Here is a 15,916-nt window from a genome sequence, read left to right as displayed (position 1 = left end):
CTTATAAACAAGAAATTATATATCGTGATTCAGAAGGGAGCCACAATATGAAAGCAAAGAGATGGAGTAGTGTCGTTTTAGTGCTGATGCTTAGCGCAGCCGTTGCCCTAACGGGTTGCGGAGGCAACAAAAATGCCGGTGGCAGCAACGCCGGTGGAACGAATGCGGGAACAAATGCGGAAGCGAATGCTCCGACAGGTACAGCCCAAGATACCTTGATCGTGGGCCGCGGCGGGGATTCCGCTTCGCTGGATCCGGCGATCGTCACTGACGGTGAATCGCTGAAAATCGCGCACCAAGTGTTTGACTCCTTGTTGGAGTATAAGGAAGGAACCACGGAGGTTCAGGGCTCGCTCGCCGAGAGCTGGACGGTTTCGGACGACGGCTTGACTTACACCTTTAAGCTGCGTCAAGGCGTGAAGTTCCATGATGGTACGGATTTTAATGCCGACGCTGTCGTGTTTAACTTCAACCGCTGGACGGATCCGAAGAGTGAATTCAAATTCGAAGGCGATTCCTTCGACTACTATGATTCCATGTTTGGCCCGGACGGCAAACGCGTCATTAAAGAAGTGAAAGCCGTTGATGCGAATACGGTAGAATTCACGTTGAATCAACCACAAGCGCCGTTCCTGCAAAACCTGGCTATGACCTCCTTCGGCATTGCCAGCCCAACGGCCATTCAAGAGAAGAAGGAAAACTTCAAAAACGAGCCGGTTGGTACAGGTCCATTTGTATTCAAAGAGTGGAAACGCAACGACTCGATCACGCTGGAAAAGAATGCGAGCTACTGGAAGGAAGGCCTTCCGAAACTGAATAAAGTCATCGTTCGCTCGATCCCTGATAACTCCGCACGCTTTAATGCTTTGCAAAGCGGGGAGATTGATTTGATGGAAGACTTGAGCCCGGACGATCTGGCGACATTGGAAGCGAACCCGGATCTGCAAAAGATCGAGCGTCCTTCCAACAACGTAGGTTATGTTGGTTTTAACCTCAAGAAAGAACCGTTTAACAACGTGAAAGTTAGACAAGCGCTGAACTATGCCGTTGATAAGCAAGCGATCATCGATGCTTTCTTCGCAGGCCAAGCGGAACCGGCTAAGAACCCGATGCCGCCGTCCCTGTGGGGTTACAACGACAGCATTACCGATTACGAATATGATCCGGAGAAAGCAAAAGCGTTGCTGGCGGAAGCGGGTTATTCGAACGGCCTGCCAGGCGAGTATGTCTTCTATGCAATGCCGGTATCTCGTCCTTATATGCCTGACGGCAAGAAAGTTGCCGAAGTTATCCAACAGAATTTCGAAGCCGTTGGCGTGAAGGTGGTAATCCAATCTCCGGAATGGGCTACTTATCTGGACGATGCTCAAGCCGGCGAGAAAGACGATCTGTTCATGCTCGGCTGGACCGGCGACAACGGGGACCCGGACAACTTCTTGTACACCCTGCTGGACAAAGACGCAATTCCGTCTAACAACTACAGCTACTATGCGAACGACGAGCTGCATGAATTGTTGATTGCGGCGCAAAAAGAAACCGAGCAACCGAAACGCGAAGAGTTGTATAAACAAGCGCAAGAGATCATCAAAGCCGATGCACCATGGATTCCGCTCGTGCATACGACGCCGCTCCTGGCAGCAAAAGCGAACCTGAAAGGGTATGTACCGGCGCCGACGGGTACGGAGTACTACAGCAACATCTATTTCGAATAACAGGCGGTATCTTAACGCCTCTGGCAGGTGAACCTCATCTTGAAAGCTTATGTAATGAAACGAATACTCATCATGGTTCCTGTCCTGATCGGCATGACGATTATCGTGTTTTCCATTATTCATGCAATTCCCGGGGATCCCGCGGAAACGATTCTGGGGCAGAAGGCGACCGAGCAGTCTAAAGAGGCGCTTCGCGAGCAGCTTGGCCTGAATAATCCGTGGTATCAGCAGTACTTCACGTACATGGGGGATTTGCTGAAAGGGGATCTGGGGCAATCGATCCGCACGAGAGTGCCGATTGCCCAGGAGATCACTCCGTATCTGGCGGCAACGGCGGAATTAACCGTGGCGGCCATGGCGTTTGCGATTTTCTTTGGCGTCAACGCCGGCATTATCAGCGCCTGGAAGCAGAACTCTTGGTTTGATTATATCTGCATGCTGATCGCCCTGATTGGGGTATCGATGCCGATCTTCTGGCTAGGCCTCATGGAGCAGTGGATCTTCTCGCTTAAGTTACATTGGTTGCCCTCCATCGGGCGAATGAATCAGCGGGATCCGGTCGAAGCGGTCACCAATCTGTATCTGATCGACAGCCTTATCGCGGGTCGATGGGATCAGTTGTGGACGGTGTGCAAGCATTTGATCCTGCCAAGTGTGGCGCTGGGCACAATTCCGATGGCGGTTATCGCCCGGATGACGCGGTCCAGCATGCTGGAAGTCATGAACTCAGATTTCGTGCGGACGGCCAAAGCCAAAGGGCTGTCACAGTTCATCGTCGTGTATAAACACGCGCTGAAAAATGCGTTTATCCCGGTGCTGACGGTGATCGGCCTTCAGACGGGCGCGCTGCTTGGCGGCGCGGTCTTAACCGAAACGATTTTCGCATGGCCTGGCGTAGGACGTTACATTTACGAGGCGATCAGCTCGCGCGATTATCCGGTCATTCAATCCGGAATTCTGATCATTGCCTTTTTGTTCGTCGTCATCAATTTGATCGTGGATTTGCTGTACGCAGCAGTTGATCCGCGCATCCGTTACCGGTAAAGGAGGGAAACCATGGCGCAAGCATCTACGGCAACAACTACAAACGGAAGTACCTCCATCCCGGCCGAGAAGGTTTCCGGACCTTGGCGCGATGCGTGGAGAGCGTTCCGCAAAAATAAAATCGCGATGGTCGGCCTCATCATGATCGGGTTCTTCATTCTGATCGCGCTGTTGGCCCCGGTCATCGCGCCGTATGAATACGACACGCAGGTATTGCGTGACCGTTTGAAAGCCCCGTCCTCGACCCATTGGTTCGGGACGGACGATCTCGGACGCGACCTGTTCACCCGCGTATTGTACGGAGCCCGCATTTCCTTGTGGGTGGGTACTTTTTCCGTGGTGGGGTCGATTATTCTGGGGACGCTCTTCGGGATACTGGCGGGATTCTACGGCAAATGGATCGACATGATCATCTCGCGTCTATTTGATATCTTGCTGGCGTTCCCAAGCATTTTGCTGGCGATTGCGATCGTGGCCATCCTGGGTCCGTCTCTGCAAAATGCGCTGCTCGCCATCGCGATCGTCAATATTCCGACGTATGGCCGGTTGGTTCGGGCGAAGGTGCTCAGCTTGAAGAACGAAGAGTATATTACCGCTGCCCGGGCGATCGGGATGAAAAATAGTGCGATTTTGCTGCGGCATATTTTGCCAAACAGCTTAACGCCGATTATTGTGCAGGGTACGCTGGGGATCGCTACGGCGATCATCGAAGCCGCCGCACTGGGCTTCCTCGGTCTCGGTGCACAGCCGCCAACCCCGGAATGGGGCAAAATGCTGTCCGACTCGCGGCAGTTTATCGCAACCGCTCCGTGGACGGTGGTATTCCCAGGGATCTCGATTATGTTGACCGTTTTGGCCTTCAACTTGATGGGCGACGGTTTGCGTGACGCGCTGGACCCGCGGATGAAGAGCTAATCCAATACCCGCAAAAACAAGGTACCCACATGCTGAATCCTTTAACAGGTATTTCGCGTGTGGGTACCTTTTTGCGTTATTTGGGTTTGTTTTTATGTTTGCTTCGGACCTTTTTCGTGTGCTGTGCCTAATATACGGGGTTGCGGTTTGCGGGTATAATTTAGGCGTAAGCTAAAGAGGATGGCAGGATGAGGAGGCGGCGGGATGGCCAAGAAAGCAAGAAAGGTGACGATCGTCGGGTCTGGTCTGGTCGGCACGGCTTGCGCCTATTCCATGATTAACCAATCGATTTGCGATGAAATTATGATGATCGATCGAACGTATGACCGTGCGGTCGCGCATGCGCTGGATTTATCGCATTGCATGGATTTTACGCAAGCTCGTACGAAGGTTTCAGCCGGCCGGCTGGAGGATTGCCGCGACATGGACGTCGTTGTGCTGACGGCGGGAGCCAATCCGAAGCCGGGGCAAACGCGGCTGGACTTATTGGAAGAGGCGGAGAAAATCACGCGGGACATCGTCAGTCGTATCGTGGCGGGCGGATTTGACGGCGTGTTTGTCGTAGCCGCCAATCCGGTTGATATCGTGACGTATATCGTGCGAGAGGTATCGGGGTTTCCGCGGAACCGGGTGATCGGCACCGGGACATCAATCGATTCGGCGCGGCTCAAAACGCTCCTGTCGGAGGTGTTTTCGATCGACCCGCGTAGTGTGAACGGGTATGCGATGGGCGAGCACGGCGAATCGCAGTTTGTCGCCTGGTCCCATGTCACGATTGGCGGGAAGCCGTTGCTGCACATTTTGGAGCAGCATCAGGAGCGTTTCCGTCACGTGAATTTGGATGAGATCGCGCAAAAGACGAAAGACGCGGGTTGGGAGATTTTTACGCGCAAGGGCAATACGCAGTTCGGGATCGGTAACGCGCTGGCGTACATCGTTCGTTCGATCTTAAACGACGAGCACAAAATCATCGCCGTCTCCGCAGTATTGGAGGGCGAATACGGGCAGGCGGGCGTCTGTGCCGGCGTGCCCGCCATCATCGGCGATGGAGGAATCGAAGAGGTGCTGGAACTGAACTTGACCTGGGAGGAGCAAGGCAAATTTACACGCTCCTGTGAAATTCTGAAGACGGCAATCGCCAATCTGCGTACCTAATTACAGAGCCGCTGCGATTGCGGTCGCAAGAGCATCGATCCGATGGATCGGTGCTTTTTTAGTGGGAAAATACGTTTCGGGTAGGAGCCTCCATTCCTTCTCTAGGCGGTTCTGAGAGAAATCCACTTCATTATATAGTAGAAAAAAAACGCAGGAGGGCTCGAGGTTGATGGGAGACTTCATGATCTTGAAGTTAGCAGAGTTGGGGGATGCGGAAGTCCGGCAGGCGGCTGGTGTTTTTGTGGAGGGATTTTACGATTCGTTGCGCGTAATCGCTGCGGATGCCGGTAAGCTGGCTAGGGCATTGGAGCACGCGTTGGTAAAGGAACAGTTCTTCGTTGCTTTGGAAGAGGGGAGGGTGATGGGGATCTTCGGTTATTCCGTGGGACAAAATCGCCCTTTCCGGTTTGACCGGGCGGTGCTCCGGCGTGAGCTTGGCTGGCTCAGGGGGACTCTATTCTATCACCTGGTTCGGCACGAGTTGGAGAAGCCGCTGAATTTGGCGAAGCACCAGTGCTATTTCGAGGCCGTCGCAACCGCGAAGGAGGCCCGGGGACGTGGGGTGGCCAGCCAACTGAACAATGAGCTCGTCACCCGGTTGGGGTATGCAGATTATTTTCTCGAGGTTGTCGACACCAATGTGAATGCGATTCGGCTGTACGAGAAATTGGGATACGTCGAATTTCGGCGAAAGCCGCAACGTTGGTTTCGGAAGCAGGCCGGATTTAACGCCAGAATCTATATGAGATGGATGCCAGTGAAGGACAACTTAGGTGGATGAAGTTGGATCAATTAGGCCTATACAGGAACATACATTCGGTTTATGATGGGAGAAGTAGACGCAAAGGAGAGTGGAAGTATGCCTTTTTGTAAAGTGAAGCAAGCGGAGCTTTATTATGAAGAGGTCGGTACGGGGCGGCCTATCGTGTTGATTCACGGGTTCACGCCCGATCACCGGCTGATGAGCGGCTGTATGGAACCGATATTTCAGGAGCGGACGGGATGGCGCCGAATTTACCTGGATTTGCCGGGGATGGGCCGCTCTCGCGATTATGCGGATATTGAGAGTACGGACGGGATGCTGGAAGCGGTGCTAGAGCTAATCGACAAGTTGGTGCCTGAATCGCGGTTTGCAGTAGCCGGAGAGTCGTACGGCGGGTACTTGACGCGGGGGATCCTTGCCCGTCATCCTGAACGTGTTGAGGGGGCGGCGTTCATTTGCCCGATGATCGTGCCGGAGTACGACCAACGGGAACTGCCGGTTCAAACGGTAATCCATGAAGACCCCGCATTGAAGGCTGAACTGAGCTCCGAGGAATACGAGGATTTTCGCACGATGGGGGTTGTCCTGAACCAACGTACTTGGGAGAGATATTCGGAGGAGATCGTAACCGGATTACGGATGGCGGATGGCGCTTTTTTGGACAAGATTCGGACGCGGTACGGGTTTTCTTTTCCACTGGAACAGGAGAAGTTTGGAAACCCCTCGCTATTTCTGCTCGGCAGGCAGGATACGGCGGTTGGTTATGCGGATGCGCTCCGTCTATTGGAACAATATCCGCGCGGGACGTTTGCCGTCATGGATCGGGCGGGGCACAACTTGCAGATTGAACAAGAAGAGGCGTTTCACACGTTGATCAACGAATGGCTGGATCGGGTTGAGGAAGCCAGGGATAAGGAATAATGAAATGAGATAGGCGTTAGGCTTGTGGTGGAGTTTGCTTGATGGGCGAAGCTTTGTGAATATTGAGGGGTGTTCTGGAATGTATGAGCTGAAGACCAAAGAAAACGACAATAGCGTCATCGCGTTTATTGAAGGTGTGGCCGATGCCAAGAAGAGGGAAGATGCCTACCGGTTACTGGACATTTTTACTGAGACTACGGGGTATTCAGCCAAAATGTGGGGCCCCAGCATCATCGGCTTTGGCTCCTATCACTACAAATACGCCTCCGGCCACGAAGGGGATGCGCCGCTGGTTGGTTTTTCGCCTCGGAAGGCGAAGATCAGTCTTTATCTCGCCCCGGACGATCCCGCTCGAGGCGCTTTGCTCGAATCCTTTGGGAAGCACACCCAAGGAAAAGGCTGCGTCTACATTAATAAAGTCGCCGATATCGATGTAGAAGTGCTGCGTACGTTGATTCGACAGTCGGTTGAGCTCCTCCAGAGGTTGTACCCGAACGAGGGGTAGGGGAGTTGGTAAGTGGGTAAGTAAGTAAGTAAGTGAGTGAGTGAGTGAGTAAGTGAGTAAGTGAGTAAGTGAGTAAGTGGGTAAGTGAGTAAGTGAGTAAGTGAGTGAGTAAGTGAGTGGGTGAGTGAGTGAGTGGGTGAGTGAGTAAGTAAGTAAGTAAGTAAGTAAGTAAGTAAGTAAGTAAGTAAGTGGGTAAGTTTACCCGTACGTGCGTGCGATAGTATTTGCCCTTTCTACTGGTGTCGGGAATAGTACGGGGACGGGGTTGGGGCACAGGGTGGCGTGGGGAACGGGGAATGTGAGCAGAGTGGTACTGATGGCGTCGCTCTTTCCGAAATGTATGCGAAAAATCCAATAGAATCTGTCGGAGTACGGTGGCTTTGGCGGATTATAGCTGATTTTTCATATATATTTGGCCCGGTGGAGGCCAAAAGCCCGAAATCTATATGAAATTTCGAATACAATTCGCGAAATGAGGCGTTTCGGCCTGAATATAACTGAAATTTCGAATAGATTTCGGCGACGCCGCTCGAGACTTCGCTCCGCCGCTCCGCCGAACCCCCTGTGGGGGTTCTCATCCCAACCTAAGGACACAACAATAAAGAGCACCCCAAGGGTGCTCTTTATTTACGTCCCAGGAGGGATTCGAACCCCCGACCGACGGCTTAGAAGGCCGTTGCTCTATCCAGCTGAGCTACTGGGACATCTCAAATATGAAAAACACAAGCAAAAAATATTATATCATAGGAGAGCTTGGGGATCAATAACTTCCAAGATAAAATTGGCAGGAGCGCCACAAACGAATAATTTCGGTGCCAGGGTTAGCCTCCCAGATCTGAGTTTTTTGCCTTCGCCGGGGACTATGCTATAATCTCAATTAATTGCTACTCGGAGGAAAGGAGGTGCCCTTATTCGCAGTTCAGGACCCGATGAGAAAGACAACATTGTCTTGTTTCCCAAAACGCTTGACTATTACCAGATCGAGCTCACCCGTATGCTGGAGACGGAAAGATACGGGGAGGCCGTTGAGTTACTGCAGTTCCTGCTTCAGTGCCAGGGAGAGGATCCTCGGCATTACGAGGAATGGCAAGCTTTGCTGGACTGGCTGATCGGCGCATTTCCCGCGTTAAAGAGCGGCATGTCGGATCCGCAAGGCTTCGAGGAGGAAGAGGAGACCGAGGAAATGCTGGCTCGCCGGCTTGCCGAAGCCAAATTGGCCGAGGATGCGGGTTATGCGGATAAACTGTTACATACGGTGAAGGACAAACCGCTGTCGGAGCAGACGTTTCTGGCTCTGGAACAGCTGGCTTACCTGGATCGCCCGGAAGTCGATGATGCGCTGATCGGATGGATTACCCGGGAGGAGCTTCATCCGCTGCTCCAATACCGAATCCTGCAAACGCTGCGGCGCCGCGGGACGACGGGAACGCTGGTCTTTTTTCGCGGCGGGGAGCGGGTGGAAGTGGAGATTGAAGACGTCCCGCTGAAGCCTGAGGATTTTCCTCCGGCGGTACAGGCCGTTTTAGATCGCGTAGGGGATCAGACACAAGTTCATGATCCAACTCTTTTTTATTTTGCCCAAGAGTTATGGTCGCAGTTCGTGATGGGGTTATACGGAACGGTGGATTATCGCTCGCTCTTAGCCGAGGACGACGCGGTGATCGATATCTGGGCAGCGGCCCTGCATCAGATGGTAGCGGACAGCTTGTCCGGCACTCAAACGGATGAGGAAATTCGCGCCATGTACGGGATAACCGACGGACTGCGGCTGAGATATGAGCAGATCTGCCGGTCCTTGGGCAAATTCGTGGCAACCGGACGCATTCGCGGCATGTAGTGAACAGCATCCGGACGGAAGATGAGGTTCATTTCTATGAAGCTTGCAATAGGCAATCGCTATCGCCAATACCTGGCTATAGATCGGCTCTTGTAAAAAGGTGTTTTGTTGTTTATAATATAATGGTTATTCTGATCGTGTTCATAGAGACAGCTATACTGGAACCCAAGTGCAAGACACCTCGAAATAGCTGCTTTAGTCGCGATTCGGTTTCAGTATTTAAAGTATATGTGAAATTTGGAGGGGAAGGCATAAAATGAAAGCAACTTGGGAAAAAATAGAGAAGAACCTCGGCGTACTCGAGGTTGAAGTGGAGGCGGACCGTGTAGCCGCCGCACTGGATAAAGCTTTTCAAAAAGTAGCAAAAAGAGCTAACGTACCTGGTTTCCGTAAAGGTAAAGTGCCTCGGCCGATTTTTGAAGCGCGTTTTGGCGTGGAGAGCTTGTATCAAGATGCCATCGACATCTTGCTGCCTGAAGTGTACAGCGAAGCTGTAGACCAAACGGATATTTTCCCAGTAGATCGCCCGGAAGTTGACGTTGAGCAATTTGCTAAGGGACAACCTTTCAAGTTCAAAGCGAAAATCACGGTTAAACCTGAAGTGAAGCTTGGCGATTACAAAGGCGTAGAAGTTCCTGCCGTAAGCGTTGAAGTGAGCGAAGAAGAACTGAACAGCGAGCTGGAGCGTCTGCAACAACGCCATGCTGAGCTGGTTGTCATCGACGAAGAACCGGCCCAAAACGGGGATACGGTTGTTATCGACTTTGACGGTTCCGTAGACGGCGAGCCTTTCGAAGGCGGCAAAGCGGAGCGTTATTCGCTGGAACTGGGAAGCAACACGTTTATTCCTGGCTTCGAGGAGCAAGTCGTAGGTCTCGCAACCGGCGACTTCAAAGACGTTACGGTGACTTTCCCAGACACGTACCATGCTGAAGAACTGGCTGGCAAAGAAGCCGTGTTCAAAGTGAAAGTGCATGAAATCAAGCGCAAACAACTGCCTGAACTGGACGACGAGTTCGCGAAAGACGTTAGCGAATTCGATACACTGGCCGAGTTCAAGGAAGATCTGACGAAACAGCTGAGCTCCCGCAAAGAGCAAGAAGCGAAAGCAACCCGTGAAGGTGCGCTCGTTGATAAAATCGGCGAAAACGCAGAAGTGGAAATTCCGGAAGCCATGATCAATGGCGAAGTGGAAAACATGGTTCGCGACTTCGACAACCGTCTTCGTTCGCAAGGCATGAACCTGGACATGTTCCTGGGCTTCTCCGGTCAAACGGTGGACGACCTCAGAGGACAAATGCGTGGTGACGCGGAGAAACGCGTTCGCAACAACCTGGTGCTTGAAGCGATTGCCAAAGCCGAGAAGATCGAAGTCACTCAAGACGAAATCAACAAAGAACTGAACGATATGGCGGAAGCTTACAAGCGCACGCCGGAAGAAATCCGCAACATTTTGGCGGCGAACGGTTCCTTGGGCAGCTTGAACGAGGAAATCTTGATCCGTAAGACGGTCGAGTTCCTGTTGGAGAACAGCAAAGAAGTTCCAGCTGAGCAAGCGGAATCGAAAGCCAAAGAAGCGAAGCCGGCTGCAAAGAAAACGACGAAAAAGTCGACCAAAGCGGAAGCGAAAGCAGACGCTGACAAAACAGAAGCCGAAGAAGCCCAAGGCGAGGAGTAATTCGCTCCAGCCTTGAATCCCGCTTCTTTGTATACATCAAGATAAGAGTTAGGGCACGTATGATAAAATGCGTGCCTTAATTTTTCATCTCCAAACGATACATTTATTTCCATTACGCACGGGACAAGCCTTAGGTTATATAATGTGTAAAAACGAACATAAACTGTACGGGACGAAAAATGACATGGGGCTTCGAACATGATAGAATGTTTTACGTAAGCGCAAGGGAAATTGAAAAGGAAAAGAGGTTGGTCGCATGAGTCTGGTACCTATGGTCGTAGAACAAACGAATCGGGGAGAGCGGTCGTACGACATCTATTCGAGACTTCTTAAAGATCGCATTATTTTTCTCAGCAACGCTATTGATGATGAAGTTGCCAATCTCGTGATTGCCCAACTGTTGTTTTTAGCGGCTGAAGATCCTGAGAAAGATATTCACCTGTACATCAATTCTCCGGGTGGTTCCGTTACCGCGGGGATGGGTATATATGATACAATGCAGTTTATCAAGCCCGATGTGTCCACCATCTGCGTGGGCATGGCGGCCAGCATGGGATCGCTGCTACTGACGGCAGGGGCCCCGGGCAAACGTTTCGCGCTTCCAAACAGTGAAGTGATGATTCACCAGCCGCTGGGCGGTGTTCGCGGTCAGGCAACGGATATCAAGATCCATGCCGACTGGATCATCAAGACGAGACAAAAGCTGAACCAGATCTATGTTGATCGGACGGGTCAACCCCTTGAAAAAATCGAGCGCGATACGGACCGCGACTTCTTTATGAGCGCGGAAGAGGCTAAGGCCTACGGGATTATCGACCAGGTTATCTCCAAGCCCACTAATCTATAAAGGGGTGTTTACATGTTTAAGTTTAACGATGAAAAAGGACAACTGAAATGTTCCTTCTGCGGCAAATCGCAAGAGCAGGTACGCAAGCTTGTTGCCGGACCCGGCGTTTATATATGCGACGAATGCATTGAACTGTGCACGGAAATCGTGGAAGAGGAGCTTGGCCACGAGGAAGAGCTGGATCTGAAGGAAATTCCGAAGCCAAAGGAAATCCGCGATATTTTGGACCAGTACGTCATCGGTCAAGAACAAGCGAAGAAATCGCTGTCCGTTGCGGTTTACAACCACTACAAGCGGGTGAATACGCAAAGCAAGATCGAGGATGTCGAGCTGCAGAAGAGTAATATCCTGCTGTTGGGTCCTACGGGCTCGGGTAAAACCCTCTTGGCGCAAACGATGGCTAAAATCTTGAACGTACCGTTTGCAATCGCTGATGCGACTTCCTTGACAGAAGCCGGCTACGTTGGTGAAGACGTGGAGAACATCCTGTTGAAGCTGATTCAAGCCGCTGATTATGACGTGGAAAAAGCGGAACGCGGCATCATTTACATCGACGAGATCGATAAAGTGGCGCGCAAATCGGAGAACCCTTCGATTACCCGTGACGTCTCTGGCGAAGGTGTGCAGCAAGCCTTGCTGAAAATTTTGGAGGGCACGGTCGCTTCCGTTCCTCCGCAAGGCGGACGCAAACATCCGCATCAGGAATTTATCCAAATCGATACGACGAACATTTTGTTCATCTGCGGCGGGGCATTTGACGGCCTGGAGCAAATGATCAAACGCCGGATCGGCAAGAAAGTTATCGGCTTTAACGCGGGCAGCGACGGGCAAAAAGAACTCAAACCGGGGGAATACCTGTCGATGGTATTGCCGGAAGACCTGCTGAAGTTCGGGTTGATCCCGGAATTCGTCGGCCGTTTGCCGGTGATCTCGACCCTCGAGCCGCTGGATGAGAAAACGTTGGTGCGCATTTTGTCCGAACCGAAGAACGCTTTGGTGAAGCAATACCAGAAGCTGCTCGAACTGGACAATGTCAACCTGCAGTTCGAACCAAAGGCGCTGGAAGCCATCGCTCAGGAAGCGATCAAACGCAATACCGGCGCTCGCGGTCTTCGCGCGATCATCGAGGGCATCATGCTCGACGTGATGTATGAAGTACCGTCCCGCGACGATATTTCGGACTGCGTGATTACCGAGAAGGTCGTTCAGGAAAAGACGGTTCCTGAATTGGCCGCCAAGCCGAACAAAAAACAAGAAGAAAGCGCGTAAGGCGGGAAGCCGCTTTTTCGCGGTAAAATAAAGGTCAAGGTTCTCCACCTTTGCGTTGTCGTGCCTCCCAAAAGGCGCATGCCTGCGGGGGTGGAGCTTTGATCGTTATGGGAGAGACCAGACATGACATTCTTGAGACAAGATACGCGGCCGGTCAAAGTCGGGAATCTGACGATCGGCGGCAGCAACGAAGTCATCATCCAAAGTATGTGTACGACGAAAACGGCAGATGTCGAGGCGACGGTCGCCGAGATCCTCCGGTTGGAGGAAGCGGGCTGCCAATTGGTACGCGTGACGGTGAACAACGAGGAAGCGGCTGCGGCGATCAAGGAAATCAAGAAACGGATTCACATCCCGCTGGTCGCGGACATTCACTTCAACTACAAGCTGGCGCTGATGGCGATCGAAAACGGCATCGATAAGGTCCGGATTAACCCGGGCAATATCGGCCGCCGGGAGAAGGTTGAGGCGGTTGTCAAAGCGTGCAAGGAACGCGGTATCCCGATTCGGATCGGCGTCAACGCTGGCTCGTTGGAGAACCATTTGCTGGAGAAATACGGGTATCCCACACCTGAAGCCATGGTGGAGAGCGCCTTGTACCATATCGGTATTCTGGAGGAGCTCGACTTTCATGACATTATCGTGTCGCTGAAAGCCTCGGACGTCCCGATGGCGATTGCGGCATACAGCAAAGCGGCGGAGGTGATTCCTTATCCGCTGCATTTGGGGATTACGGAAGCGGGTACGTTGTTCTCCGGTACGGTCAAGAGTGCAGCGGGCATCGGCGCCCTCCTGTCGATGGGGATCGGTTCAACGGTGCGGATTTCGCTAAGCGCCGACCCGGTGGAGGAAGTGAAGGTGGCGCGCGAGCTGCTGAAGACGTTTGGCTTGATCACCAATGCAGCAACACTGGTTTCCTGTCCGACCTGCGGTCGGCTGGATATCGACCTGTTTTCCATCGCTAACGAGGTAGAAGCTTACATCTCCAATCTGAAGGTGCCGATCAAGGTATCCGTGCTGGGTTGTGCTGTAAACGGCCCAGGGGAAGCGCGCGAAGCTGACATCGGGATCGCCGGGGCGCGCGGGGAAGGTTTGCTGTTCCGCTACGGGGAAATGATCCGTAAGGTTCCAGAAGCCGAGCTGCTGAACGAACTGAAGAAAGAAATCGATCATATCGTGGAGGTGTACGAAGCGACCGGAGAAATTCCGGGACGCAAGGAACACCGGGCCCACGCTCAGTCGTAATAAGTTAGAGCCGCAATCTGCTCCATGCAGATTGTGGCTTTTTTTGTATGGCGGTAAGGTGGAATACGGGGAGGACAGGACTTTAGATTCTCTTCACTCGAAAATCCTTGTTTTACCTTGGAGCGAAAAGGCTATACTACCAAGTATCAATCAATGAGTAGTCTAAGTGTGGGAGGCGTAACGCGTATGGATTTGAATGTGATCCTGATGGCGGTCCAAATGTTCTTTGCCGTAGTCATCGGGCTTTATTTCTGGAATCAGCTGCGCAGTCAAAAAGGGAATCGACTGGCGGTAGACCGGGAATCCCGCAAGGAAATGGAGAAATTGCGCAAGCTGAGGGCCGTCTCGCTGACCAAGCCGCTCGCGGAGCGTACCCGTCCGGCCTCGATGAACGACATCGTGGGGCAGAAGGACGGATTGCGTGCGCTTAAGGCGGCGTTATGCAGCGCCAACCCGCAGCATGTGATCATTTACGGCCCGCCGGGCGTAGGGAAAACGGCGGCAGCGCGTGTCGTCATGGAGGAAGCCAAGAAAAACCCGGTTTCCCCGTTTAAAACCGACGCCAAATTTATTGAGATCGATGCGACCATCGCCCGTTTTGATGAGCGGGGTATCGCCGATCCGCTGATCGGTTCGGTACACGATCCGATTTACCAGGGGGCGGGGGCCATGGGCGTTGCCGGCATTCCGCAACCGAAGCCCGGCGCCGTGACGAAGGCCCATGGCGGCATTTTGTTTATCGATGAAATCGGTGAATTGCATTCGATTCAAATGAATAAACTGTTGAAGGTCTTGGAGGATCGCAAGGTGTTTCTGGAGAGTGCCTATTATAACTCCGAAGACGCGAATACGCCGGCGTATATCCACGACATTTTCCAAAACGGCTTGCCTGCCGATTTCCGGTTAGTGGGCGCGACCACCCGCTCGCCGCAAGAGATCCCGGCCGCCTTGCGCTCACGGTGTATGGAGATTTATTTCCGGCCGCTGCTGCCGGAGGAAATCGCCCAAATCGCGGAGGATGCGGTGAAGCGGATTGGCTTCCAGCCTTGTCCGGAAGCGGTAGAGGTAATCATGAAATACGCAACGAACGGCCGCGAAGCCGTTAATATGGTACAATTGGCCGCCGGTCTGGCCCTTACCGAGAAACGCGACCACCTGCTGGCATCGGACCTGGAATGGGTGGCGACGAGCAGCCAGCTGGCCCCGCGCCCGGACCGCAAAATTCCGGCTCAGCCCGCAGTTGGCGTCGTCAATGGCCTGGCCGTATACGGCGCAAATATGGGGACGTTGCTGGAGATTGAGGCTACGGCTGTACCGGCCGAAAAAGGCAAAGGCAGCTACAACATCACCGGTGTCGTTGACGAAGAGGAAATCGGCGGGGGCAGTCGTACGTTGCGGCGCAAGAGCATGGCCAAAGGGTCGGTGGAGAACGTCCTGACCGTCCTGCAACGGATTGGTCTGAATCCGTCGAACTACCACCTGCACATCAACTTCCCGGGTGGAACTCCGATCGACGGTCCGTCCGCCGGGTTAGCCATCGCCACGGCGATTGCGTCGGCGATCAAGCAGGTGCCGGTGAACCATCAAATCGCCATGACCGGCGAGCTGGGGATTCACGGCAAGGTCAAACCGGTTGGCGGCGTCGTGGCTAAGGTCGAGGCTGCCTTTCAGGCCGGCGCAACAACGGTGCTGATTCCGAAGGATAACTGGCAAACGTTGTTCGAAGGTTTAGAGGGGCTGCGCGTGATTGCGGTCGAGACGTTAGGGGATGTCTTCCGCCACGTCTTTGGTCCCGAAGCCGAGAAGAACCTGGAGCTTCCGGTTGGCGGCGAACTGTTTGCTCCGGCAACCGCACCTGCGCCTTTCCTGCACGCGGAGTCTCCTTCGCAAGGCGGGGCCATGTAGCCGGGCAAGGAACGATTCACCAAACGTCCAGCTCGTTTGCTTTGCGGGGGGCGGCTGCCTGAAGCGGCCGCTCCTCGTTGGTGTTTTTATGTAACATTTGCTAAAATAGCAATGATATCA

The 15,916-nt window shown here is 53.0% G+C and carries 13 protein-coding genes and 1 tRNA gene; 13 read left to right on the top strand and 1 reads right to left on the bottom strand.

Annotated elements, in window-relative coordinates; all coding sequences use genetic code 11:
- Window positions 1-47: 47 nt before the first annotated feature.
- The 7 genes from BN3277_RS03625 to BN3277_RS03595 all read left to right on the top strand — a co-directional run bounded on the left by BN3277_RS03625 (window position 48) and on the right by BN3277_RS03595 (window position 7,015).
- Window positions 48-1,712 (top strand): ABC transporter substrate-binding protein, encoded by a 1,665-nt coding sequence (locus BN3277_RS03625; RefSeq protein WP_059040943.1) that lies wholly within the window; start codon window positions 48-50, stop codon window positions 1,710-1,712.
- 54 nt (window positions 1,713-1,766) lie between these two features.
- On the top strand, window positions 1,767-2,756 hold the full coding sequence (locus tag BN3277_RS03620; protein ID WP_392396616.1) for an ABC transporter permease: 990 nt from the start codon (window positions 1,767-1,769) through the stop codon (window positions 2,754-2,756).
- A gap of 12 nt (window positions 2,757-2,768) precedes the next feature.
- A complete protein-coding gene (gene nikC, locus BN3277_RS03615) occupies window positions 2,769-3,671 on the top strand; it encodes a nickel transporter permease (RefSeq protein WP_059040941.1) in 903 nt (300 codons plus the stop codon).
- 204 nt (window positions 3,672-3,875) lie between these two features.
- Window positions 3,876-4,826, top strand: a complete 951-nt coding sequence (locus BN3277_RS03610; RefSeq protein ID WP_059040940.1) for an L-lactate dehydrogenase — start codon at window positions 3,876-3,878, stop codon at window positions 4,824-4,826.
- Window positions 4,827-4,995: 169 nt separating this feature from the next.
- A complete protein-coding gene (locus tag BN3277_RS03605) occupies window positions 4,996-5,607 on the top strand; it encodes a GNAT family N-acetyltransferase (RefSeq protein WP_059040939.1) in 612 nt (203 codons plus the stop codon).
- 78 nt (window positions 5,608-5,685) lie between these two features.
- Window positions 5,686-6,510 (top strand): alpha/beta fold hydrolase, encoded by an 825-nt coding sequence (locus BN3277_RS03600; RefSeq protein WP_059040938.1) that lies wholly within the window; start codon window positions 5,686-5,688, stop codon window positions 6,508-6,510.
- 79 nt (window positions 6,511-6,589) lie between these two features.
- The gene (locus BN3277_RS03595; protein WP_059040937.1) at window positions 6,590-7,015 is read left to right on the top strand and encodes a DUF1801 domain-containing protein; all 426 of its coding nucleotides are present in this window, start codon (window positions 6,590-6,592) and stop codon (window positions 7,013-7,015) included.
- Between the two features lie 630 nt (window positions 7,016-7,645).
- Here the strand turns inward: BN3277_RS03595 and BN3277_RS03590 are convergent.
- Window positions 7,646-7,719, bottom strand: a tRNA-Arg gene (locus tag BN3277_RS03590).
- Window positions 7,720-7,964: 245 nt separating this feature from the next.
- On the opposite strand from BN3277_RS03590, the gene BN3277_RS03585 reads away from it, so the two are divergent.
- The 6 genes from BN3277_RS03585 (at window position 7,965) to lonB (ending at window position 15,796) form a co-directional block, all read left to right on the top strand.
- Window positions 7,965-8,852, top strand: coding sequence for a hypothetical protein (locus BN3277_RS03585; protein ID WP_082691295.1), 888 nt, complete (start codon window positions 7,965-7,967; stop codon window positions 8,850-8,852).
- 256 nt (window positions 8,853-9,108) lie between these two features.
- Window positions 9,109-10,530, top strand: a complete 1,422-nt coding sequence (tig, locus tag BN3277_RS03580) for a trigger factor (RefSeq protein ID WP_059040935.1) — start codon at window positions 9,109-9,111, stop codon at window positions 10,528-10,530.
- Window positions 10,531-10,786: 256 nt separating this feature from the next.
- Window positions 10,787-11,377, top strand: a complete 591-nt coding sequence (gene clpP / locus BN3277_RS03575) for an ATP-dependent Clp endopeptidase proteolytic subunit ClpP (RefSeq protein ID WP_059040934.1) — start codon at window positions 10,787-10,789, stop codon at window positions 11,375-11,377.
- 12 nt (window positions 11,378-11,389) lie between these two features.
- On the top strand, window positions 11,390-12,646 hold the full coding sequence (gene clpX, locus BN3277_RS03570) for an ATP-dependent protease ATP-binding subunit ClpX (RefSeq protein WP_059040933.1): 1,257 nt from the start codon (window positions 11,390-11,392) through the stop codon (window positions 12,644-12,646).
- Between the two features lie 123 nt (window positions 12,647-12,769).
- Complete coding sequence (gene ispG, locus BN3277_RS03565; protein WP_059040932.1) at window positions 12,770-13,891, top strand: flavodoxin-dependent (E)-4-hydroxy-3-methylbut-2-enyl-diphosphate synthase; 1,122 nt, start codon at window positions 12,770-12,772, stop codon at window positions 13,889-13,891.
- A gap of 186 nt (window positions 13,892-14,077) precedes the next feature.
- Entirely contained in the window at window positions 14,078-15,796 is a 1,719-nt protein-coding gene (gene lonB / locus BN3277_RS03560; protein WP_059040931.1) for an ATP-dependent protease LonB, read from the top strand.
- Window positions 15,797-15,916: the final 120 nt, after the last annotated feature.

Source organism: Paenibacillus rubinfantis, assembly GCF_001486505.1.
GTDB classification, from domain to species: Bacteria; Bacillota; Bacilli; order Paenibacillales; family Paenibacillaceae; genus Fontibacillus; species Fontibacillus rubinfantis.
The sequence above is the reverse complement of the archived record's forward strand: the minus strand, read 5'-3'. Positions and strand labels throughout refer to the sequence as shown.